The organism is Streptomyces lavendofoliae (assembly GCF_014649735.1).
Taxonomy (GTDB): Bacteria; Actinomycetota; Actinomycetes; order Streptomycetales; family Streptomycetaceae; genus Streptomyces; species Streptomyces lavendofoliae.
In genome coordinates this window covers 163,379-186,125 of record NZ_BMTP01000008.1, presented here as the reverse complement: position 1 = coordinate 186,125, position 22,747 = coordinate 163,379, and the positions used below count along the sequence as shown (strand labels likewise).

General features: G+C 74.0%; 13 protein-coding genes and 1 pseudogene. 12 read left to right on the top strand and 2 right to left on the bottom strand.

Annotated elements, in window-relative coordinates; translation table 11 throughout:
- Window positions 1–131 precede the first annotated feature (131 nt).
- From IE109_RS17225 to IE109_RS17180, 10 genes are all read left to right on the top strand, one after another.
- On the top strand, window positions 132–2,249 hold the full coding sequence (locus IE109_RS17225; RefSeq protein ID WP_189551766.1) for a putative bifunctional diguanylate cyclase/phosphodiesterase: 2,118 nt from the start codon (window positions 132–134) through the stop codon (window positions 2,247–2,249).
- Between the two features lie 189 nt (window positions 2,250–2,438).
- Window positions 2,439–2,735: an Asp-tRNA(Asn)/Glu-tRNA(Gln) amidotransferase subunit GatC gene (gatC, locus tag IE109_RS17220; RefSeq protein ID WP_016642027.1), complete on the top strand. Its 297-nt coding sequence runs from the start codon at window positions 2,439–2,441 to the stop codon at window positions 2,733–2,735.
- Window position 2,736: 1 nt separating this feature from the next.
- The gene (gene gatA / locus IE109_RS17215) at window positions 2,737–4,230 is read left to right on the top strand and encodes an Asp-tRNA(Asn)/Glu-tRNA(Gln) amidotransferase subunit GatA (protein ID WP_189551765.1); all 1,494 of its coding nucleotides are present in this window, start codon (window positions 2,737–2,739) and stop codon (window positions 4,228–4,230) included.
- Between the two features lie 118 nt (window positions 4,231–4,348).
- Entirely contained in the window at window positions 4,349–4,588 is a 240-nt protein-coding gene (locus tag IE109_RS17210; protein WP_189551764.1) for a hypothetical protein, read from the top strand.
- A 14-nt stretch (window positions 4,589–4,602) separates the two neighbouring features.
- Window positions 4,603–6,114 carry an Asp-tRNA(Asn)/Glu-tRNA(Gln) amidotransferase subunit GatB gene (gene gatB, locus IE109_RS17205; RefSeq protein ID WP_189551763.1) on the top strand — a complete coding sequence of 504 codons (1,512 nt, stop codon included), beginning with the start codon at window positions 4,603–4,605 and terminating at the stop codon, window positions 6,112–6,114.
- Between the two features lie 406 nt (window positions 6,115–6,520).
- Window positions 6,521–8,608, top strand: coding sequence for a phosphocholine-specific phospholipase C (locus IE109_RS17200; RefSeq protein WP_189551904.1), 2,088 nt, complete (start codon window positions 6,521–6,523; stop codon window positions 8,606–8,608).
- 223 nt (window positions 8,609–8,831) lie between these two features.
- Window positions 8,832–11,168: an MMPL family transporter gene (locus IE109_RS17195; RefSeq protein WP_229891153.1), complete on the top strand. Its 2,337-nt coding sequence runs from the start codon at window positions 8,832–8,834 to the stop codon at window positions 11,166–11,168.
- Between the two features lie 18 nt (window positions 11,169–11,186).
- Entirely contained in the window at window positions 11,187–11,750 is a 564-nt protein-coding gene (locus tag IE109_RS17190) for a GNAT family N-acetyltransferase (RefSeq protein WP_189551762.1), read from the top strand.
- A gap of 196 nt (window positions 11,751–11,946) precedes the next feature.
- The gene (locus IE109_RS17185) at window positions 11,947–12,132 is read left to right on the top strand and encodes a hypothetical protein (RefSeq protein ID WP_189551761.1); all 186 of its coding nucleotides are present in this window, start codon (window positions 11,947–11,949) and stop codon (window positions 12,130–12,132) included.
- Window positions 12,133–12,163: 31 nt separating this feature from the next.
- Window positions 12,164–15,256 carry a helix-turn-helix transcriptional regulator gene (locus IE109_RS17180; protein WP_229891151.1) on the top strand — a complete coding sequence of 1,031 codons (3,093 nt, stop codon included), beginning with the start codon at window positions 12,164–12,166 and terminating at the stop codon, window positions 15,254–15,256.
- Between the two features lie 94 nt (window positions 15,257–15,350).
- Here the strand turns inward: IE109_RS17180 and IE109_RS17175 are convergent, their stop codons facing one another.
- The gene (locus IE109_RS17175) at window positions 15,351–16,526 is read right to left on the bottom strand and encodes a PQQ-dependent sugar dehydrogenase (protein WP_189551760.1); all 1,176 of its coding nucleotides are present in this window, start codon (window positions 16,524–16,526) and stop codon (window positions 15,351–15,353) included.
- Window positions 16,527–16,585: 59 nt separating this feature from the next.
- Window positions 16,586–17,608 carry an aldo/keto reductase gene (locus IE109_RS17170; RefSeq protein WP_189551759.1) on the bottom strand — a complete coding sequence of 341 codons (1,023 nt, stop codon included), beginning with the start codon at window positions 17,606–17,608 and terminating at the stop codon, window positions 16,586–16,588.
- 47 nt (window positions 17,609–17,655) lie between these two features.
- Between IE109_RS17170 and IE109_RS17165 the strand changes: the two genes are divergently transcribed.
- Together IE109_RS17165 and IE109_RS17160 are read left to right on the top strand one after the other, a co-directional pair.
- Window positions 17,656–18,606 (top strand): 2-hydroxyacid dehydrogenase, encoded by a 951-nt coding sequence (locus tag IE109_RS17165; RefSeq protein ID WP_189551758.1) that lies wholly within the window; start codon window positions 17,656–17,658, stop codon window positions 18,604–18,606.
- A 483-nt stretch (window positions 18,607–19,089) separates the two neighbouring features.
- Window positions 19,090–21,903, top strand: a pseudogene (locus IE109_RS17160) (putative bifunctional diguanylate cyclase/phosphodiesterase); the annotation flags it as partial.
- Window positions 21,904–22,747: the final 844 nt, after the last annotated feature.

Genomic DNA, 22,747 nt, shown 5'->3' with positions numbered 1-22,747 from the left:
CCGTCGAAGCCTTCAGCGGCCTACTGTTGAGACGGCGCCTGTCGTGCCCGGCCGGGGATCGGATCCGGCCGTGCCGGCATGACTACGGGCCAACGCGTGGCAACGGCACCGCCGGCTGTGAGAGGGACGGAATGAAACCGACCGAGAGTGCCGCCCCGGTCTCACGGCCGCGTGTCTACGCGGCCCGCGCGGGCATCGCCTCCAGGCTCCCGAACGTCGTCGTGGCCGTCGCCGCCCTCGTCCTCACGACCGGTCTGTACGGTGCCGTGAGCGGCGGTCACGCCCTGTTCCCCGGCTCCACCGCCGGCTGGTCGCTCGCCGTGCTCACCGGCATCATCGTCGGCCACCTCGTGGCACTCGGCCGGGACCGCTGGTGGGGCGGCACGGGCTCGGGCGCCGCGCTGACCCTGGCCGTCCTGCTCCTGTACGGCTGGGTGCCGGCCGGGCTGGTCAGCCTCGCCGTCGTCGTCCTGGTCGGGGCGGCGCGGCGGCACCGCTGGAGGCAGGGCCTGCTGCACGGCGCGGCGGACATCCTCGGCATCGGGGCGGCGGCCCTCGTCCTCGCCGCCTTCGGGGACGTACCGACGGTCGAACAGCCGTGGCAGCCCCTCGAATGGGGGATGGGGGCCGTGCCGGAGGTCGCGCTGGCGGCCGCCGCGTACCTGGTGGTGACCCGGCTACTGCTGTGGTACACCCTCGCCCCGCAGAGCGGCGGCCTGCCCACCGCCGCCCGGACGGCGCTGCTGCGACAGGGACTCGTGGCGGTCGCGCTGCTCGGCATCGCGCCGCTGATCTGCGTCGTCGCCGTCTCCCTGCCGGTGATGCTGCCGCTGTTCGCGGTGCCCCTGATCGCGCTGGACTCCACGCTGTGGATAGCCCGCGCGCGGGCGGAGGAACAGCTGCGCGACCCGCTCACCGGCCTGCCCAACCGCCAGTGGCTGCTGGAGCGCACCTGGTCCGCGCTCGAGGAGGCCGAGGGCGAAGGCGTCAGGGCCGCCCTGGTGCTGATCGATCTTGATCGTTTCCGGTCCGTCAACGACACGCTCGGGCACCTGGCGGGTGACCGGCTGCTGCTCCAGATCGCCGACCGGCTGCGGCTGGCGCTGCCGCGCGGCGCGGAGGCGGCCCGGCTCGGCGGCGACGAGTTCGCCGTACTCCTCCCGGTCGCCGACTCCACCACCAGCGCCCAGCGCGTGGCCCGGCAGCTCGCCGCCGAACTGTCCTCGCCGCTCGACCTGGACGGGCTGACGCTGGTCCTGGAGGCCAGCGCCGGCGTCGCCGTCTTCCCCGACCACGCGCGGGACGCGGAAGGTCTGCTCCAGCGCGCGGACGTCGCCATGTACCAGGCCAAGCGCGACCGCACCGGCGTCGAGGTGTACGAGTCGAAGCGCGACTCCAACACCCCCGACCGGCTCGGCCTCCTCGGCGACCTGCGCCGCGCCCTGGACGCCGGCGACGTCGAGCTGCACTACCAGCCGAAGGTCCGTTTCGACGGCCATGTCGCCGGGCTGGAGGCGCTGGTGCGCTGGGTGCACCCGGAACGCGGCAAGGTCCCGCCCGACGAGTTCATCGCCATCGCCGAGTCCTCCGGGCTGATGCCGCACCTCACGGAGTACGTGCTGGAGACGGCGCTCGGCCAGGTCGCCAAGTGGCGCGCCCAGGGCCTGTACGTCCCGGTCGCCGTGAACGTCTCGCCCCGCGACGTCCACACCCCCGGCTTCGCGGGCGCGGTCGCCGCGCGCCTGGCCCGCCACGGGGTGCCACCGGGCGCGCTCCAGCTGGAGATAACGGAGCACGTCCTGCTGGAGGACCCCGAGCGCGCCGCCGACACGCTGGCCGGCCTGACCGGGCACGGCGTGAAGATGTCCCTCGACGACTTCGGCACCGGCTACTCGTCCCTGGTCCACCTGCGGCGTCTCCCGGTGAGCGAGCTGAAGATCGACCGGTCGTTCGTGGCGCGGCTGGCGGTCGACAACGAGGACGCCGAGATCGTCCGCTGCACCGTGGACCTCGCTCACTCGCTGGGCCTGCTCGTGGTCGCCGAGGGCGTGGAGGACGACGAGACCTGGGAGCGGCTGAGGGACCTCGGCTGTGACGCGGTCCAGGGCTGGCTGGTCGCCGCGGCGATGCCGCCGGCCGAGACGACGGCCTGGCTCCGCGCCCGCGGCGAGGCCGGCTGGCACCGCCCGTCGCGCGAACTCCCCCCGGCGCCCCCGTCCCCCCAGGGCGCCGACCAGGTGGTGCAGTAGCCCCCCGCAGCGCGACCGCACGCCCCCCGCAGCGCGACCGCACGGCCCTCGGAGGGCGACCGCACGGCCCGCGCCGGATGGCCGCGCGCGGCGTCGGCGGTGCGCCCGGGGCAAACCGTTTAACGGCCACGGGCCCCCGACCCATAGGATTGGGCCAAAACCATCACACTCACCCCTGAGGATCGCTGCATGCCTGGCATCACGCGCGAGGAGGTCGCCCACCTCGCCCGGCTGGCACGTCTTGAGCTGAAGGACGAAGAGCTCGACCACTTCGCCGGACAGCTCGACGACATCATCGGCGCGGTCGCCCGCGTCTCCGAGGTCGCCGACCAAGACGTACCCCCGACCTCCCACCCGCTGCCGCTGACCAACGTCATGCGCGCGGACGAGGTCCGTCCCTCGCTCACCCCCGAGCAGGCGCTCTCCGGCGCGCCCGCCCAGGAGCAGCAGCGTTTCAAGGTGCCGCAGATCCTGGGGGAGGACTGACATGACGGACATCATCAAGCTCACCGCCGCCGAGATCGCCGAGAAGATCGCTTCCGGCGAACTCACGGCCGTCGAGGTCACCGAGGCCCACCTGGCCCGGATCGAGGCCGTCGACGAGAAGGTGCACGCCTTCCTGCACGTCGACCGCGAGGGCGCCCTCGCCCAGGCCCGTGCCGTGGACGAGAAGCGGGCCAAGGGCGAGAAGCTCGGTCCGCTCGCGGGCGTACCGCTCGCGCTCAAGGACATCTTCACCACCGGGGACATGCCGACGACCGTCGGCTCGAAGATCCTCGAGGGCTGGCTCCCGCCGTACGACGCGACGCTCGTGCGGAAGCTGCGCGCGGCCGACGTCGTCATCCTCGGCAAGACCAACATGGACGAGTTCGCCATGGGGTCCTCCACCGAGAACAGCGCCTACGGCCCGACCGGCAACCCGTGGGACCTGACCCGCATCCCGGGCGGTTCGGGCGGCGGCTCCAGCGCGGCCCTCGCCTCCTACGAGGCGCCGCTCGCCATCGGCACCGACACCGGCGGCTCCATCCGCCAGCCCGCCGCCGTCACCGGCACGGTGGGCGTCAAGCCGACGTACGGCGGTGTCTCCCGCTACGGCATGGTCGCGTTCTCCAGCAGCCTCGACCAGGGCGGGCCGTGTGCGCGGACCGTGCTGGACGCGGCCCTGCTGCACGAGGCCATCGCCGGCCATGACCCGATGGACTCCACGTCCATCGACGCGCCCGTGCCGCCGGTCGTCGAGGCCGCGCGCAACGGCTCGGTGCGGGGCATGCGCGTGGGTGTCGTCAAGCAGTTCCGCGGCGAGGGCTACCAGGCCGGCGTCGTCCAGCGGTTCGACGAGTCCGTCGGACTGCTGAAGGAGCTGGGCGCCGAGATCGTCGAGCTGGACTGCCCGTCCTTCGACCTGGCGCTGTCGGCGTACTACCTGATCGCCCCGTCGGAGTGCTCCTCCAACCTCGCCCGGTTCGACGGCCTGCGCTACGGCCTGCGGGTCGGCGACGACGGCACCAGGTCCGCCGAGGACGTCACCGCCCTCACCCGTGAGGCCGGGTTCGGCGACGAGGTGAAGCGCCGCATCATGCTCGGTACGTACGCCCTCAGCTCCGGCTACTACGACGCGTACTACGGCAGCGCGCAGAAGGTGCGGACGCTCATCACCCGTGACTTCGAGAGGGCCTTCGAGCAGGTCGACGTGATCGTCTCCCCGACGACCCCGACCACCGCCTTCCCGATCGGCGAGCGTGCCGACGACCCGATGGCGATGTACCTCGCCGACCTGTGCACCATCCCGACCAACCTGGCCGGCAACGCCGCCATGTCGCTGCCCTGCGGCCTGGCCCCCGAGGACGACCTGCCGGTCGGTCTGCAGATCATCGCCCCCGCCATGAAGGACGACCGGCTGTACAAGGTCGGAGCGGCCGTCGAGGCCGCCTTCGTGGCACGCTGGGGCCACCCGCTGCTGGAGGAGGCCCCCTCGCTGTGAGCGACGCACGCGCGGCCGCCCGGCCGCAGATGACGACGAAATCCGCACCTCTGCGCCGCGCGGGCGGAGACGGGTGCCCCTCCCGGGCGGCAGCCCCGGGGGAGAACGGAGAGACACAGTGAGCGCACTGACCAAGGCCAAGGGCTTCAGGAAGTCCCGGGCCGGAACGTACCTGTCCATCGGCACCACCGCCTTCGGCGCGCTCAGCGTGGTCAAGCAGGCGCGCAAGGCGCACGGCGAGAGCGACATGCTGCTGCTGATCGACGCCGTCGTGTCCGCCGCCGCCATCGCGACCGGCCTCGCCATCCTGGTGCGCGAGCTGAAGCGCGTCGGCGACGACGACGTCCTGTTCGGCTGAGAGGGAGGTTTTCCGTGACCGTCATCACTGAGCTGGTGTCGTACGAGGACGCCCTCGCCGCCTACGACCCCGTCATGGGGCTCGAGGTGCACGTCGAACTCGGCACCAAGACCAAGATGTTCTGCGGCTGTTCGACAGAGCTGGGCGCCGAGCCCAACTCGCAGACCTGCCCCACCTGCCTCGGCATGCCCGGCTCGCTCCCCGTCGTCAACGCGGTCGGCGTCGAGTCCGCCATCAAGATCGGCCTCGCGCTCAACTGCGAGATCGCCGAATGGTGTCGTTTCGCCCGGAAGAACTACTTCTATCCGGACATGCCGAAGAACTTCCAGACCTCGCAGTACGACGAGCCGATCGCCTTCAACGGCTATCTGGACGTCCAGCTGGAGGACGGCGAGGTCTTCCGCGTGGAGATCGAGCGCGCCCACATGGAGGAGGACACCGGCAAGTCCACCCACGTGGGCGGTGCCACCGGCCGGATCCACGGCGCCTCGCACTCGCTGCTGGACTACAACCGGGCCGGCATCCCGCTGATCGAGATCGTCACCAAGCCGATCACCGGCGCCGGTGAGCGGGCCCCCGAGGTCGCCAAGGCGTACGTGGCCGAGCTGCGCGAGCTCATCAGGGCCCTCGGCGTCTCCGAGGCCCGTATGGAGATGGGCCAGATGCGCTGCGACGTGAACCTGTCGCTGCGCCCGCACGGCACCGAGAAGTTCGGTACGCGTTCGGAGACGAAGAACGTCAACTCGCTGCGGTCGGTGGAGCGGGCCGTGCGGTTCGAGATCAGCCGCCACGCCGGCGTGCTGAACGCGGGCGGCACGATCATCCAGGAGACCCGTCACTTCCACGAGGACGACGGCTCCACCACGTCCGGCCGGGTGAAGGAGGAGGCCGAGGACTACCGGTACTTCCCGGAGCCCGACCTCGTCCCCGTGGCCCCGTCCCGCGAGTGGGTCGAGGAGCTGCGCGGGGGGCTGCCCGAGCTGCCGCGCGTGCGCCGCAACCGGCTGCGCGAGGAGTGGGGCGTCTCCGAGCACGACATGCAGTCCATCCTCAACGCGGGCGCGGTCGACCTGATCGTCGCCACCACCGAGGCGGGCGCCCCGGCCGACCAGGCCCGCAAGTGGTGGATGGGCGAGCTGGCCCGCAACGCCAACGAGTCGGGTACGTCGCTCGACGCGCTGCCCATCACCCCGGCGCAGGTCGCCCGGGTGACCGAGCTCGTCGCGTCCGGCGACCTCAACGACAAGCTGGCCCGCCAGGTGATCGAGGGCGTCCTCGCCGGCGAGGGCGACCCGGACACGGTCGTCGAGAAGCGCGGCCTGAAGGTCGTCTCCGACGAGGGCGCGCTGGGTACGGCCGTGGACGAGGCGATCGCCGCCAACGCCGCCATCGCCGACAAGATCCGCGGGGGCAAGGTGGCCGCGGCGGGCGCCCTGGTCGGCGCGGTCATGAAGGCCACCCGGGGTCAGGCGGACGCGGCCCGCGTGCGCGAACTGATCCTGGAGAGGCTCGGCGTCGAGGGCTGACGCCGCCCGGACCGCAGCGCTCGGCCCCCGCACCCGTCAGGGGGTGCGGGGGCCGAGCCGTGGACCGGCGTTCCCGCCACCGGGGGGGGAGGGTGACGGGGGCCGGGGGTCGTCCCGTGGGGGGGCGTTGGTCCTTCTGCCCCCGCCTCCGCGGCTCATGCCCATCTGGCGTGCAGTAGCCATGACTTCGTGCCGACAAACCTGGTGATGCGGGGCGAACGAGGGCACAACGCTTGGACTCGCCGCCTCGCCCCTTGGACATTCACCACGCCGTCGTCGCGAGGTCTTCCCGCCGACACCCGCTCTCATTAGCGTCCCGACCGTACCCCCCAATGGCTCGCAGGCGGACCATTGGGACGTCGACGGGAGGTCGAGCTTGTCACCGGACACTTCGCGGCAGCAGGACATGTCGCGCCGAAGGATGCTCGCGCTGGGCGGAGGCGCCCTCGGCGCCGCCGCGTCCGGATCGCTGCTCCCGCCCTCGCTGCGGGCGGCGATGGCCGCCGCTCCGCCCGCCGGGGGACTGCGGGCGGTCAGGCACGTCGTCATCCTGATGCAGGAGAACCGTTCCTTCGACCACTACTTCGGCACCCTGCGCGGTGTCCGCGGGTTCGGCGACCGCAACGCCGTCGAACTGCCCTCCGGCAGGCCGGTGTTCGAGCAGCCCGGGCCGCTGGGCCGCACCGTCCTGCCCTTCCCCGTCCGGGGCGCGGCCGAGGCGCAGAAGAAGGACCTCCAGTACATCGGCGACCTCGACCACTCCTGGGGCGGTGGCGCCAAGGCCTGGCGGGACGGCTGGATGGACGGCTGGGTCTCCGCGAAGACGGCCGCGACGATGGCGTACTACGACCGGCACGACATCCCGCTGCACTACGAGCTGGCCGACACGTTCACGATCTGCGACGCCTACCACTCGTCGATCCACACCTCCACCAGCCCCAACCGCAACCACCTGTGGAGCGGCTGGACGGGGTACGAGGCCGACGGCGGCCGGGCCGTCACCAACGCCGCGTACGCGGAGGGCACCCACCCCGGCTACCCCTGGCCGACCTACGCCGAGCGCCTGGAGCGGGCGGGCCGGACGTGGAAGACCTACACGGAGTGGGAGAACTTCACCGACAACAACATCGAGTTCTTCACCACCTTCAAGGACATCGCCCGCAAGGCCCTGGCCAGGACCGGCGGCCACACCTTCATGGAGTCCTTCTACGCGGCCGTCCGCGACACCGAGGACGCCGCCGAGCGGGCCCGGCTCCTCGCCGCGCTGGAGGACGGGGTCGCCGCGCTCGACGACCGGGAGCGGTCGCTGTTCGAGCGGGGTCTGCGCCGGGTCCCCACCGGCACCCTCGCCGGCGCCTTCCGGGCGGACGTCGCGGCCGGCACCCTGCCCGAGGTCTCCTACCTCGTGCCGTCCGCGACCGACTCCGAGCACCCCGGCGCGTCCTCCCCGGTCGCCTCCGCCACCCTCGTCCACAAGGTGCTGGACGCCCTGGGCTCCCACCCCGAGGTCTGGCGGCACACCGTCCTCCTGATCAACTACGACGAGAACGACGGCTTCTTCGACCACGTCCCGCCACCGGTGCCGCCCGTCTCCGACCCCGACGAGCGGTGGAAGGGGCTGCCCACCGGGCTGGGGATCCGTGTGCCGCTGCTCGTCGTCTCCCCCTGGAGCGTCGGCGGCCACGTCTGCTCCGAGGTCTTCGACCACACCTCGGTGATCCGCTTCCTGGAGACCTGGACCGGCGTCCGGGAGCCCAACATCACACCGTGGCGCCGCCGGGTCACCGGCGACCTGACGTCGGCCTTCGACTTCACCCGCGGCCGCACGCGGCCGCGGGTGGAGCCGCCCGGCCCGATCCCGCCGTTCACCGGCCGCTGGCGCCCCCAGCCGCCGCCGGTGCAGAACATGCCCGTCCAGGAGCCCGGCACCCGCCCCGCGCGGCCGCTGCCATACCGGACGGACGCGTACGGGCACCTCCGGGACGGGGCCGTCACCGTCACCCTCAGCAACACCGGGACGGCGCACGCGCCCTTCGCGCTGTACCCGTACGCGGGCGAGTTCGCCGCCCCCCAGCACCTGGACGTCAGGGGCACCGCGCAATGGCGGGTGCCCGTCACCGGCGGCGCGTACCGCTTCACGGTCACCGGCCCCAACGGCTTCCGCCGCGAGTTCGCCGGCCGGGCGGCGGGCGGCGCCCAGGTGTCCTCCCGCGTCGATCCGCACCGGCGCGACCTGCACCTCACCCTGGCGGCCGGTGCGGACGGGCCGGTCACCTTCACCGTCCGTCCCCTCGGCTACACCGACGCCACCGACGCGGCGGGCCTCGCCGCCCGGACCCGCGAGGTCACCGTCCCGGCGGGCCGCAGCCGCACGCTGGCGTACCCCGCCGGGGACGCGCACGGCTGGTACGACCTGGAGATCACGGGTCCCGACGGCTTCCGCCGCCGGCTGATGGGCCACATCGAGAACGGGCGCCCCAGCGTCTCCGGCTGAGCCGTCACGGATGGGCGGAAGCCCGGGCCCCGGCCCGGGCCACGGCCCGGGCCGGGCGCGATCCATGGCCCGAGCTTGGGCACACCGTGATTTTTTGGCTGTGAGTATCACCACGAAAGGGACAAACGATCATTTTAGGCTGCCAGAGTGGCGGTACGTAGGTCCTGCGTTCTTTACGGGCAGTTCCCGGTAAGGACCACGAACCACTCAGGGAGCACACCCGTTGGCAGCCCTCGCCCGATGGTGCGTCAGGCACCGCCTCGCCGCCGTCCTGCTCTGGCTTCTCGCCCTGGTCGGTGTCACGGTGGCCTCCGGCATCGCCGGTTCCGCGTACTCCAACGACTACGAGGTCCCCGGCACCGAATCCGGCCGCGCGACCACGCTCCTCGAAGAGGGCTTCCACGGCCGCGGCGGCGACGGCGACACCATCGTCTGGCACACCGCCGAGGGCAGCGTCCGCGCGCCCGCCGTCCAGGACCGCATGAGCGCGATGCTCGACGGGATCGCCGGGCTGCCCGGCGTCGCGTCCGTCACCGGCCCGTACGACCCCGGCGGCCCCCCGGCCCCGGCGGCCGGCACCACCGCCCCCCAGCACGCGTCCCTCTCCGGGGCCGGATCCGGGGCGTCCGGTGCCGTGCCGGGCTCCGCCGGGCGCCCCGGGCCGGCCGGACCGGTCTTCGAACCCGGCCGGATCAGCGAGGACGGGCACACCGCCTACGCCACGGTCGCCTACGACCGGCCCGCCGACGAGATCCCGCCCGACCGGATCCGGGCCGTCGTCGACACCGCCCGCGCCGCCGCGAGCGACGCCGTCCAGGTGGAGCTCGGCGGCGGCGCCGTCGCGGTCACCGAGGCACCGGCCTCCCACACCGCCGAGATCGTCGGCGTCGCCGTCGCCGCCCTGGTGCTCCTCCTCGCCTTCGGCTCCCTCGCCGCCAGCCTGCTGCCCATCGCCACCGCCCTCGTCTCCGTCGGCACCGCCTACGCGGGGATCGGACTGCTCGGCCATGTGATGACCGTCGCCGACTTCGCGCCCATGCTGGGCATGCTCATCGGCCTGGGCGTCGGCATCGACTACGCGCTGTTCATCGTCACCCGGCACCGCAAGGGCCTCAAGAGCGGCCTCCCGGTCGACGAAGCGGTGCGCGACGCCGTCGCCACCACCGGCCGGGCCGTCGTCTTCGCCGGCGCCACCGTCTGCATCGCGCTGCTGGGCATGCTGATACTGCGACTCGGCTTCCTCAACGGTGTCGCCATCGCCGCCTCCCTCACCGTGGTCCTCACGGTCGCCGCGTCCGTGACCCTGCTGCCCGCGCTGCTGTCGTTCATCGGCATGCGGGCCCTGTCGCGCCGCGAGCGCGCCCGGCTCGCCGAGCACGGGCCGGAGCCCGAGCTGCCGACCGGGTTCGCCGCCCGCTGGTCCGCGTTCGTCGAGCGCCACCCCAAGCTGCTCGGCGCCGTCGCCGCCGTGGTCATGCTGGTCCTCGCCCTGCCCACGCTCGGCCTCCACCTCGGAACCTCCGACCAGGGCAACAATCCGGCCGCCTCCACCACGCGCAAGGCGTACGACCTGCTCGCGGACGGCTTCGGCCCCGGCGTCAACGGCCCCCTGACCCTGGTCGCCGAGCTCGACGGCGCCGACGACCGCCTCGCCCTCGCCACCCTCCCCGGCGCCCTGCGCGCCACCGGCGGCGTGGAGACGGTCGGCCCCCTCACGTACAGCGGCGGCGGCGACACCGCCGTCCTCACCGTCGTGCCCGACTCCGCGCCGCAGTCGCAGCGGACCAGCGACCTGGTCGACCGGCTGCGGGACGACATCCTGCCGACCGCCGAGGACGGCACCTCCCTCCAGGTGTACGTCGGCGGCGTCACCGCCGGCTACGACGACTTCGCGCAGGTCATCATCGGCAAGCTGCCGCTGTTCGTCGGCGTCGTCATCGCCCTGGGCTGCCTGTTGCTCCTGCTCGCCTTCCGCTCGGTCGGGATCCCGCTGAAGGCGGCCCTGATGAACGTGGCCGCCGTCGCCTCGGCCTTCGGGGTGGTCGTCGCCATCTTCCAGTGGGGGCTGGGCAGCGAGCTGCTCGGGCTCGGCCGGGCGGGGCCCATCGAGCCCTTCCTGCCGGTGATCATGGTGTCGGTGCTCTTCGGGCTCTCCATGGACTACCAGGTCTTCCTGGTCAGCCGGATGTACGAGGAGTGGCTGGAGACCGGGGACAACCGGCGGGCCGTCCGGGTCGGCCTCGCCGAGACGAGCCGGGTCATCAACTCCGCCGCCGTCATCATGATCGCCGTCTTCCTGGCGTTCGTCCTCTCCGGCGACCGCGTGATCGCGATGTTCGGCATCGGGCTGGCCGCCGCCGTGGCCCTCGACGCGTTCATCCTCCGTACGCTCCTGGTCCCGGCGCTCATGCACATGCTCGGCGGCGCCAACTGGTGGCTGCCCGCCTGGCTCGACCGCGTCCTGCCGCGCATCAGCATCGAAAATCCCGGCTGCCGCGAAACCGGCCGTGCGAAGATCCCGTGGCAGCGCGCGAGCGACGACGGACAGCTCGTGCCGTAACGGTGGAGGGGCACCAACGTGTTCGCGATATCCCTGGGTGACGACGGAGCGGAACTGGGCCCGCTCGAACCGTGGCAGGCCGAGGAACTCCTGGCCCACATGGACCGGGGCAGGGAGTACATCGGGCGGTACGTCGCCCTCCCGACCGTCTGCACGGACCTGCCGTCGACGCGTGCCTTCCTCCAGGCTTACGCCGACAAGACCGCCGCCGACAAGGGACGCATCCTCGGCATCCGGCTGGACGGCACCCTCGTCGGCGGGGTGATGCTGCGGCTGATGGACACCGCCGCCGGCACCTGCGAGGCGGGCTGCTGGCTGGAACCGTCGGTGTCCGGCCGCGGACTGGTCACCCGCGCGGTCCGCGTCCTGATCGACTGGGCGGTGTACGAGCGCGGCCTGCACCGCGTCGAATGGCAGGTCTCCTCGGCGAACACCGCCAGCATCAAGGTCGCCGAGCGGCTGGGCATGACCAAGGACGGCGTCCTCCGCGAGAGTTACCCCTACCGGGGCGTACGCCACGACATGGAGGTCTGGTCCGTCCTGGCCCCGGAGTGGCGCGCGGCCGCCCGGGAAGCCCGCTGAAGGACCTCGCACCCGTCACCCGGCACCGGTTCCCGTAGGCGCCCCCGGGGCGCGTCCGCGCCGGTCTGAGGACCCCGCGGGTGCGCCTAAGGACCCTTCGCCGCCCAAGATGCGGCAGGCTCCCGATGCGGCCCCACCCCCTGGGGGACGAGAGTCGAGGCGTACCCAACGCCCCGAACCCACCAGGGAGAACCCGATGTTCAGCCACGAACTCCAGCAGGCCCGGCACGCCGACCTCCTCCGTGAGGCCGACGCCCAGCGGCTGGTCAACGTCGCCAGGGCCGCCCGCAAGGCGCGCCGTTCGCTCGACCGCCGGTCCGGCGGCCATACCTCCGAAGGGCAGGTGAACACCGAGCACGGCCGGTTCGTGCGGGCCGCGTGACGGTCCCGGGACGGACGAAGGACCCGCGGGCATGGCCGCCGTCCCGATAACCAGTGCCGCGTCGTCGCAGGTCTGTGCGATGCTCGGCGGCGTGGAGACCAGGTCCGTCAGTCCGGTGTTCGTCGGCCGAGCCGGTGAGTTGACCGCCCTCACCGAAGCGCTCTCCCGCGCCACCGCGGGGGAGCCGCAGGCGTTGCTCGTCGGTGGTGAGGCGGGCGTCGGCAAGACGCGCCTGCTGGAGGAGTTCCTCGGCGAGGCGTGCGCGCGGGGCGCCGTCGTCGCCGTCGGCGGCTGCGTCGAGATCGGCGCGGACGGGCTGCCGTTCGCCCCCTTCTCCACCGCGCTGCGCGCCCTGCGGCGCACGCTCCCCGACGAGCTCGCCGCCGCGGCGCAGGGCCAGGAGGGCGAACTGGCCCGCCTGCTGCCCGAACTGGGGGACGCCGCCGGCCCCGAGCCGTACAACGAGGACAGCACCGCCCGGCTCTTCGAGCTGACGGTCCGCCTCCTGGAGCGCATCGCCGCCGACCGCACGGTCGTCCTCGCCCTGGAGGACCTGCACTGGGCCGACACCTCCACCCGCCACCTGCTCGCCTACCTCTTCCGCACGCTGCACCGCGGCCGGCTCGTCGTCGTCGCCACCTACCGCGCCGACGACATCCACCGCCGCCACCCGCTGCGGCCCCTGCTCGCCGAACTGGACCGGCTGCGCACCGTGCGCCGCATCGAACTGCCCCGGTTCACCCGCACGGAGGTCCACCGGCAGCTGACCGGCATCCTGGCCGCCGAGCCCGCGGCCGCGCTCGTCGACGAGGTCTTCCGCCGCTCCGACGGCAACGCCTTCTTCGTCGAGGAGCTCGTGGTCTGCCAGGAGGGCGACTGCGTGCCCGGCGCGCTCAGCGAGTCCCTCCGCGACCTGCTGCTCGTACGGGTGGAACGGCTGTCCGAGGACGCCCAGAAGGTCGCCAGGATCGTCGCCGAGGGCGGCTCCACCGTGGAGTACGGCCTGCTCGCCGCCGTCGCCCGGCTGCCCGAGGACGACCTCATCGAGGCGCTCCGCGCCGCCGTCAACGCCAACATCCTGCTCGCCGTGCCCGACGGCGAGGGCTACCGCTTCCGCCACTCCCTGGTGCGCGAGGCCGTCAGCGACGACCTGCTGCCCGGCGAACGCTCCCGCCTCAACCGGCGCTACGCCGAGGCGCTGGAGGCCGACCCCGGCCTCGTACGGGCCGACGAGCGCACCACCCGCCTCGCCAGCTACTGGTACCACGCGCACGACGCGGCCAAGGCGCTGCCCGTCGTCCTCCGCGCCGCCGTCGAGGCCCGCAAGCGCCACGCCCACGCCGAGCAGCTGCGCCTGCTGGAGCGCGGCCTGGAGCTGTGGGACGACGTGCCCGAGGACGTACGCGCCTCCCTGCGGCCCATCGACTACGCCGATGCCTACCCGGCGTGCGGCTGCCCCGACACGACCCCCCTGCGCTATCTGGACCTGCTGGCCGAGGCCGCCGTGGCCGCGCGGCTCTGCGGCGAGCGGGAACGCGCCCTGAAGATCGTGAAGCGGGCGCTGCGGCTCCTGGACGACGAGAGCGACCCGGCCGGCCGCTCCGGCGGCGAGGACCCCCAGCGCGCGGCCTGGTTCTGGACCGAGCGGTCCCGGCTCATGTCGAACCTGGGGCGCGGCGACGGCTGGTCCGAGATCGCCACCGCGCAGGAGCTGGTCCGCGGCCTGCCGCCGTCCGCCGTCCACGCCAAGGTCCTCGCCGTCGCGGCCGGCTGGGGCATGCTGCACGCGCCCGGTCCGGAGAGCCTCGCCGCGGCCGAGCGGGCCGTCGAGTACGCCCGCCTGGTCAGGGCCGAGCCGGTCGAGCTGAACGCCCGCCTCACGCTCGGCGCTCTGATGGTCGACGCCGGCGACATCGGGGCCGGTCTCGCGGAGATGCGCGCCGTCCTCGACCGCGCCCGCGAACTGTGCGTGCGCAACGAGGCCGGACGCGCCTACATCAACATCCCCTCCTGCCTGGAGGCCGTGGGGCGTTCCCGGGAGGCGGTCCGCGTCGCCGGGGAGGGACTGGAGTTCTCCCGGGAGTGCGGGCTGCGCGACAACGAGGGCTGGGTGCTGAGCAACCTCGTCGAGTCGCAGATGTCGCTGGGCCACTGGGACGAGGCGAGCGAGGGCGCGCACCGGCTCCAGCGGATCGCCTACAGCACCAAGCCGCGCGGCGGGGCGCACCTGAGGCGCGCCCAGCTCGCCTGGCTGCGCGGCGAACCGTCCGTCGCGGCCGAGCACCTGTCGCTCGCCCGTGACGCCTACGGCCGGCACGACCCGATGATGCAGTACCTGCTGCCGCTGGCCCAGGTCGAGCTGGGCGTCGCGGCGGCGCAGGGCCGCATCGCCGACGTACGGGCGGGGCTGGCCGCGGCGGCGCGCGACGGTTTCCCGGTCGGCGCCCACCGGTACGCCTGGCCGCTGCTGCTGGTCGCCGCCACCGCCGAGGCGGAGGCGCGCGGGCTGCCCGCCGCGGAGGAGGGCCGGCCCGAGGCGCTGGCGCTGATCCGCGCGCACGCCAGGCGGCTCGCGACCCCGGTCCCGGTGTGGCACGCGCACGCGCTGTTCGTCGCCGCCGAGCTGGCCCGCGCCGAGGGCCGCGACGACGCCGACCGCTGGGCGGAGGTCGTGGCCGTCCTCGGGCCTCTGGAGCGGCCCTACGAGCTGGCGCGCGCCCGGCACCGCTGGGCGGACGCGCTGCTCGCCCGGGGCGGCCGGCGCGACGGGGCCGCCGAGCTGGTCCGCGAGGCCCACCTGGTGGCCGCGCACCTGGGCGCCCGCCCGCTGCGCGAGGACCTGGAGCTGCTCGCCGCCCGTGCCCGCCTGCCCCTCGGGGCACCGCGGGACACCGCCCCGGAGCCGGAGAACGAGGGGTTCGGGCTCACGCCCCGGGAGCAGGACGTCCTGCGCCTGGTCGCGGCGGGCCGCACCAACCGCCAGATAGCCGAGGAGCTGTACATCTCCCCGAAGACGGCGAGCGTGCACGTCTCCAACATCCTGGCCAAGCTCGGCGTCTCGGGCCGCGGCGAGGCCGCCGCCCTGGCCCACCGCCTGCGCCTGCTCCGCGAAGTCCCCGCCTGACCCCGCGCGGCCGGGGGCCGGCGGGCCGCCCCGCGACGGCGCCCGGCGCCCGCGCGAAGCGTGCCCGCGCCGGGCGGCCACCGGTTCCCCCGCCTCACTTCACCTCCAGCCGGAGGATCCTGTCGTCACCCGCCTCCGGCGTGCCCCGTCCGTCCGTCTCGCTGGTCACCAGCCAGACCTTGTCGCCGCCCGCGGCCAGCACGGTGCGCAGCCGGCCGTACCGGCCCTCCAGGAACGGCCGGGGGGCCGCCGAGGGCGCCGCGCCGGCCAGCGGGACCCGCCACAGCCGTTCGCCGCGCAGCCCCGCCACCCACACCGAGCCCTCCGCGACGGCGATGCCGCTCGGGGAGGCGTCGGAGGTCCTCCACTGGGCGACCGGGTCGACGAACCCGGTCCGGCCGCCCTTGCCCTCGGTGTTCGGCCAGCCGTAGTTCTTGCCCGGTTCGATCAGGTTCAGCTCGTCCCAGGTGTTCTGCCCGAACTCCGCCGCCCACAGCCGCTTGTCCGCGTCCCAGGCCAGCCCCTGCACATTGCGGTGCCCGTACGAGTAGACGACCGAGTCCGCGGAGGGGTTGCCGTGCACCGGCTGCCCGTCGGGCGTCATGCGCAGGATCTTCCCGCCCAGCGAGTCCTCGTCCTGCGCCAGGCCGGTGTCACCGGTCTCGCCGGTGCCCGCGTAGAGCATCTTGTCCGGGCCGAACGCGATCCGCCCGCCGTTGTGGACGGTGCCCTTGGGGATGCCCCGCAGCACCGTGTCCGGCGCGCCCAGCTGCTGGCCGGCCGGTCTCCGCTCGTCGTACAGCATGCGGGCGATGCGGTTGTCCGACTCGGTGGTGAAGTAGGCGTACACCAGGTGGTCCGAGGCGTACGCCGGTGAGACCGCCAGCCCCAGCAGGCCGCCCTCGCCCGCCGGAGCGACCCCCGGTACCGAGCCGATCACGGTCTTGGCGCCGCTCTCCCCGTCGACCCGGGTGATCGTCCCCTCGTCGCGCGAGGAGACCAGCAGGTCGCCGTCCGGCAGGGCGGCCAGGCCCCACGGCGACTTCAGCCCCTCCGTGAGCGTGGACACGACGGCCACCGCGCCCTTCGCGGGCGGGGCCGACGGTCCCGGGGAGGACGGCGAGCCCGACGGCTCGGCGGAGGCGGCGGGCGGCGATCCGGCGCTCCGGCCGGCCGCGGGGTGGCCACCGGAGCCGGACGAGCACCCGGCCGCGAGGAGCAGGGCGGCGGCCAACACGGCCGTCACAGCTGGACGTTGCACAGTCGACATCCCTTCAGCGGCGATGTGAGCCGCGTGTCCACCCTTGATACACCGCCGGCCCCGGGGATTCAGTCCCACGACCCCTTCGCGGGCGGAAGAGCCGCGATCTCCGCCAGGTCCCTCGCCGTCAGCGACAGTCCGGCCGCCCCCGCGTTCTCCACCGCCCACCGCTCGTGCTTCGTCCCCGGCACCGGCACCACGTGCCGGCCCCGCGCCAGTACCCACGCCAGCGCCACCTGTGCCGGGGTGACCCCGGCCGCCTCACCGCCGTGCCGTTCCGCCACCCGCCGCAGCCCCACCACGATCGGCTGGTTGGCGGCCATCATCTCGGCCGTGAACCGGGGGTGCCGGGCCCGCAGGTCCTCCGGCTCGAAACCGCCGCCCGGCGTCAGGGTCCCGGTCAGGAAGCCGTTGCCGAGCGGCATGGCCGCCAGGAACCCCACGCCACGCGAGGCGCACCACGGCAGCAGCCGCCGCAGCGCCTCGGGCGACCACACCGACAGCTCGGCCTGCACCGCGCTCACCGGGAAGACCTGCTGCACCCGCTCCAGCTGCTGAATCGTTCCGTCGTACAGGTCCGCCCGGGGCGCCCCCGCCGCGCCCCGGCGCGGGGAGCGCACGGCCATCGCGCACAGCCCGAGCGCCCGTACCTTCCCGGCCGTCACCAGCTCCGCCATCGCGCCCCAGGTCTCCTCGACGGGCACCTCGGGGTCGGCGCGGTGCAGCTGGTACAGGTCGATGACGTCGGTCTGGAGCCGCCGCAGCGAGGCGTCGCACGCCCGCCGCACGTACCCCGGCCGGCCGTTGGCCACGATGTGCTGGTCGCCGACCAGCAGCCCGCACTTCGTCGACACGAAGGCATCCGCCCGGCGCTCCTTGAGCACCCGCCCCAGCAGCAGCTCGTTGGTGAACGGCCCGTACATGTCGGCGGTGTCCAGCAGCGTCACCCCGGCGTCGAGCGCGGCGTGCACGGCGCGGACGGAGCGGTCACCGCGCTGTCGCGAGGCACTGTAGGCCCAGCTCATCGGCATGCAGCCGAGGCCGATCGCCCCCACTTCGAGCGCCGTCGCCCCGATCGTCCTGCGCTCCAACTCCCCGTACCCCTCCTCGTGCCGCCCACCAAACTAACCTCCTGACCATGACTGCTGACGTGTGGCTCCCCATTCCGGCCGACGAGATCGACGGGCTCCCCGCCCCGTCCGGCTCCGGCCTGACCTACCGCTTCTGGGACGGCGGCCCGGACTTCCCGGCCGACCCGGCCGACTGCGTGTTCTACGTGGTGCCCTACATGAAGGGCAGCGAGATAGCGGTGCGCCCGATGGCCGCCATGACCTCGCTGCGGGTCGTCCAGACGCTCTCGGCGGGCACGGACCACGTGACCCCGGGCCTCGGCCTGCTGCCCCCCGGCGTGGCGCTGTGCAACGCCAGGGGCGTCCACGAGGCCAGTACCGCCGAACTGACCCTGGCGCTGATCCTCGCCTCGCTGCGCGGCCTGCCCGGCTTCGTGCGCGGCCAGGACCGGGAGGAGTGGCGGGCCGGTTTCTACCCGGCGCTCGCCGACAAGTCCGTCCTGATCGTCGGGTACGGATCGATCGGCGCGGCCATCGAGGACCGGCTCGCGCCCTTCGAGTGCGCGCGGGTGGCGCGCGTCGCGCGCTCCGCGCGCACCACCGAGCGCGGTCCCGTGCGGGCGCTCGCCGACCTGCCCGCTCTCCTCCCCGAGGCGGACGTCGTCATCCTGTCCACGCCCCTGACCCCCGACACCCACCACCTGGCGGACGCCGGCTTCCTGGCGCGGATGAAGGACGGCGCCCTGCTGGTGAACGTCGCCCGCGGCCCCGTCGTCGACACCAAGGCGCTCCTGGCCGAACTGGGCAGCGGCCGGATCACCGCCGCCCTGGACGTCACCGACCCCGAACCGCTGCCCCAGGGGCACCCCCTGTGGCACGCGCCGGGCGTCCTGATCAGCCCGCACGTGGGCGGTTCCACGTCGGCGTTCATGCCCCGCGCGAAGCGCCTCATCGCCGGCCAGGTCACCCGTTTCGCCGAGCGCGCGACGATGCGGAACATGGTCCTCACCACCTCCTGACCACGCTCCGAAGCGATTTGGGCGCCCTGTGTTCCCATAACACTGATGATCGTCACGGAGCGTAGAGCACCCCTGTCCCTGAGTGACGATCCTGGTGTATCGTCCCGATCTGGGGGCCGCGTCGAGCACCAACCGGCGCTGGGGAGCGACGTGATGGCCGATCAGAATCCGAGGGGGGCGACGGGCGATGCACGGTCGATGGGCGTACGAACCGACGCGACGGGGCAGCCGACTGCGACCCCCGACCGCGTCCCGGCCGGCGAGGCCGGAGCCGGAGCGGGAGCCGCAGCGGAAGGCGGAGCGGCACCCGGAGCGGAGGCCGCGGCCCGTCCCCGGCCCGCGGCCGGTGGCCGATCCGCACCCGGAGCGGAGGCCGCGGCCCGTCCCCGGCCCGCGGCCGGTGGCCGATCCGCACCCGGCGCGGCACCCGGCGGCACCGACCCGGCGCCCCTACCGTCCCGAGCCGCTCACGGGGGTGTCCCCGTGAGCGCCCCGGGCGTGCTCATCGAGCGGCGTCCGCCGGTCACCGGCGGCACCGGGGACGCGCGGGGCGGCGGCAGCCCGAGCGGCGCGGCCGGCTCCGGCGGCCGGCTCTGCCAGTTGCTCCTGGCCGTGCTGTGCGCAGGTTATGCCGCCGGGGCGGCCGTCGGCTGGGGTTCCGAGGAAGTGGCATTGATCATGGGGGACTTCGGCCTCAGCGCCGCGGCCCTGGTCGCCGCGGTCTCGTGCTTCGTGTACGCACGCACGCGTGGCAGCCGCTTCCGGCCCGCCTGGCTGCTGTTCGCGTTCTCCTCCGCGATGGCGGCCGGCGGCAACACCGTCTGGGGGTGGTACGAGGTCGTGCTGGACCGCGCCGTGCCGCAGCCCTCCGTCGCCGACCTGTTCTTCCTGCTGTTCGCGCCGCCCGCCATCGTCGGGCTGCTCGTCCTCGCCAAGCGGCCGGTCACCAGGGCCGGATGGATCTGCCTCGGGCTGGACTCCTGGCTGATCGGCGGTTCGCTGCTCACCCTGTCCTGGAGCCTGGCCCTCGCGCACACGGCCCGCTTCGAGGGCGAGAGCGTCGCACGGGCGGCGCTCTCGCTGGCGTACCCGCTGCTGGACATCGTGCTGGTCAGCATGGTCCTCGCGCTGCACTTCCGGCGCTCCCAGGCCAACCGCTCGGCCGTCCGCACGGCCATCGCCGCGCTCGCCCTGACCGTCCTGTGCGACGCGCTGTTCACCTCGCCCCTGCTGCGCGACCACTACCGGTCCGGCCAGCTCCTCGACGCGGGGTGGTTCGCCGGCTCGCTGCTGCTGGCGTACGCCCCCTGGGGCGCCGACCGCGCGCCCGAGAGCCCCGCCCCGCCGCGCGGGCCCCGCCCGCACAGCCGTCCCGTCGCCGGGTCGCTGGCCGCCCTCACGCCCTACCTGGCGGCCGCCGTCTGCACGCTCGGCATCCTCTACAACGTCATCGAGGACCGCACGGTGGACCGCGTCGTCGTCTTCACCGGGTGCACGGTCGTGCTCGCCCTGGTCGTACGCCAGGGGATCATGCTCCTCGACAACATCGCGCTCACGCATGAACTGGCGCAGAAGGAGAACCACTTCCGGTCCCTGGTGCAGGGCTCGAGCGACGTGATCATGATCGCCGCCCCCGACGGGGTGCTGCGCTACGTCAGCCCGGCCGCCTCCGGCGTGTACGGGCGGGAGGCGGACGAGCTCATCGGCTCCGAGCTGGCCTCCCTCATCCACCCCGAGGACCTGGGAGCAGTCGTCCACGAGGTGCGGCGGTTCCTGGCCACACCTCCTTCGGAGGAGCCCACGACCCGGATCGAATGCCGCTTCCGGTCCGGCACCGGCGACTGGCTGAACGTCGAGTCCACCGTCAACCGCCACCAGGGCGGCCTGATCTTCAACAGCCGGGACGTCACCGAACGGGTCCGTCTCCAGGCGCAGCTCCAGTACAACGCGGAGCACGACCCGCTCACCGACCTGCCCAACCGCGCCCTGTTCACCCACCGCGTCCGCCAGGCGCTCAGCGGGCGACGCGCGGGCGACGCCGGCACCGCCGTGCTCTTCATCGACCTGGACGGCTTCAAGGGCGTCAACGACCGGCTCGGCCACCAGGCGGGGGACGAGCTGCTGGTCCAGGCCGCCCGGCGGCTCCAGGAGTCGGTGCGGGCCGGGGACACCGCCGCCCGCCTCGGTGGCGACGAGTTCGCCGCCCTGATCCTCGGCGACGGCAGCCGTGACCCGTCCGCCCGCGAACCGCAGGTCCTGGAGATCGCCGACCGGCTGCGGCTGACGCTCTCGCAGCCGTACCGGATCGAGGGCCGCGAGGTGCGGGTCGCCGCGTCCATCGGCGTCGCGTTCGCCGAGGCCGGCATCAACGCCGGTGACCTCCTGCGCAACGCGGACCTCGCCATGTACCGCGCCAAGGCGGGCGGCAAGAACCGCGTCGAGCTGTACGCGCCCCAGATGCAGGCCGACGTCGTACGCCGTACGGAACTGGCCTCCCGCAAGCGCACCGCCTCCCGCGAGGGCGAGTTCGTGCTCCTGCACCAGCCGGTGGTGGACCTGGCGACCGGCCGGATCACCGCCGTCGCGGCCCAGCCCCGCTGGCGCTCCGCCAGGGGCGTGCTCCACACCGCGGCCGAGTACCTCCGGGTGGCGGAGGAGCCCGAGCGCGCGGCCGAGTTCGACGGCAGGCTCCTCGAAGAGGCCGTCGAGCAGGCGGCCGAGCGCGGCAGGCTCGGCCACCACGTGCCCGTCTCGGTCCGCTTCCCGGCGCGCAAGCTGGTCGACAGGTCCATGCCGCTCGGCACGATCGAGGCGCTGCTGACCAAGCACCGGCTCCCCTCCGGATCCCTGATCATCGAGCTGTCGGACAGCGACCCGCGCATCTCGTTCGACGAGCTGGAGCAGCGCCTGGCCTCGCTGCGCAGGCTCGGCGTGCGCGTCGCGCTCGACGGATTCGGCAGCGGATATGCCGCGATCAACGCCCTCAGGCGACTCCCGGTCGACATACTGAAACTGGACAGGGGCCTGGTCGAGGGCGTCGTCGAATCGGCCCGGCTGCACAAGATCACCAGTGGGCTGCTCCGCATCGCCTGCGACCTCGGCATGCAGTCCGTGGCCGACGGGGTGGACGTACCGGAGCAGGTCCTGGCCCTACGTGCGATGGGGTGCACCCATGGACAGGGAGCGGCCTTCTCGGGCCCCCTCGACGAGCACCGGCTCCGCCGCGCCCTGGCGCGGGGCGTGTACCCGGTGCCCGGCGGCTCCGTCCTGCCCGCGTTCACCCCGGGCACCCGGCCGGGCCTTCTTCCGGCCACCTTCACCGGGGCCGTGCCGGGCGCCCGTTCCGGCATCGCCCTCCCGAGCGGCGCGCCGAGCGCCCTCCCGAGCACCGCGTCGCACGCCGCCCCCGGCCCGGTACCCGTCCACCTGCCCGGTCCGGGTGGCGCCGCGGGCGCCGGCGCGGACCCCGCCGTGCCCGAACGCGTCCCGGGCGCCCCACCCGGCCGGGGCCGCCGTGACGGCTCCGGTGCCCTCCCCGACGGCCCCCGGCCGTGCGTGCCCTCCGGCGCCGGACCAGGTGCCGCCGACGGCGCGCCCGACGGCCCGCCGGCCACCGCGCCCGGGCCCGTACCCGCGCCCGGTACGGCAGCCCACGGCACGCCCGGCCCGCCCGGCTCCCACGGCGCCCGAGCGGGCGGCGTCCCGGTCACCTCAGGCTCCTCAGCAGCCTCAGCGGCCCCACGGGTCGCACCCGTTCCGACCGTGCCCGCCGGCGCCCCGCCGGACAGCGCGCCACCGGGCGGCCCGGCCGCCCTCCCCTACCCGGCGCCCGAGGGGGCCCGCCGCCCCGCCGGGACGCCCCCCGGGGGTCCGGGGGCTCCGCCCGGCCGGCCGGAGAGCGGCTATGGGGCCCCCGGGGCGTCCGGAGGCCACCGGGTGTCCGGGAGCGAGCGCGGGACGCTGCCCGGCGGGCTCGCCGGCACCGTGCCCAACGGCGTTCCCGCCGCCCTGCCGAGTGCCCTTCCGGGCATGCGTTCGCCCTACCCGATGCGCTCACATAGTGAGACGCGCGTCCCACCCACTTGACACTGACGGTGCGCCGGAGGGAGGGTCATTGCCATGCGCACCCGAATTCTCGTAC

Excerpts from the sequence above, each read along its gene's own strand:
- IE109_RS17225 (WP_189551766.1), top strand. The coding sequence starts at position 132 with ATGAAACCGACCGAGAGTGCCGCCCCGGTCTCACGGCCGCGTGTCTAC.
- gatC (WP_016642027.1), top strand. The coding sequence starts at position 2,439 with ATGCCTGGCATCACGCGCGAGGAGGTCGCCCACCTCGCCCGGCTGGCA.
- gatA (WP_189551765.1), top strand. The coding sequence starts at position 2,737 with ATGACGGACATCATCAAGCTCACCGCCGCCGAGATCGCCGAGAAGATC.
- IE109_RS17200 (WP_189551904.1), top strand. The coding sequence starts at position 6,521 with ATGTCGCGCCGAAGGATGCTCGCGCTGGGCGGAGGCGCCCTCGGCGCC.
- IE109_RS17185 (WP_189551761.1), top strand. The coding sequence starts at position 11,947 with ATGTTCAGCCACGAACTCCAGCAGGCCCGGCACGCCGACCTCCTCCGT.
- IE109_RS17180 (WP_229891151.1), top strand. The coding sequence starts at position 12,164 with ATGGCCGCCGTCCCGATAACCAGTGCCGCGTCGTCGCAGGTCTGTGCG.
- IE109_RS17175 (WP_189551760.1), bottom strand. The coding sequence starts at position 16,526 with ATGTCGACTGTGCAACGTCCAGCTGTGACGGCCGTGTTGGCCGCCGCC.
- IE109_RS17165 (WP_189551758.1), top strand. The coding sequence starts at position 17,656 with ATGACTGCTGACGTGTGGCTCCCCATTCCGGCCGACGAGATCGACGGG.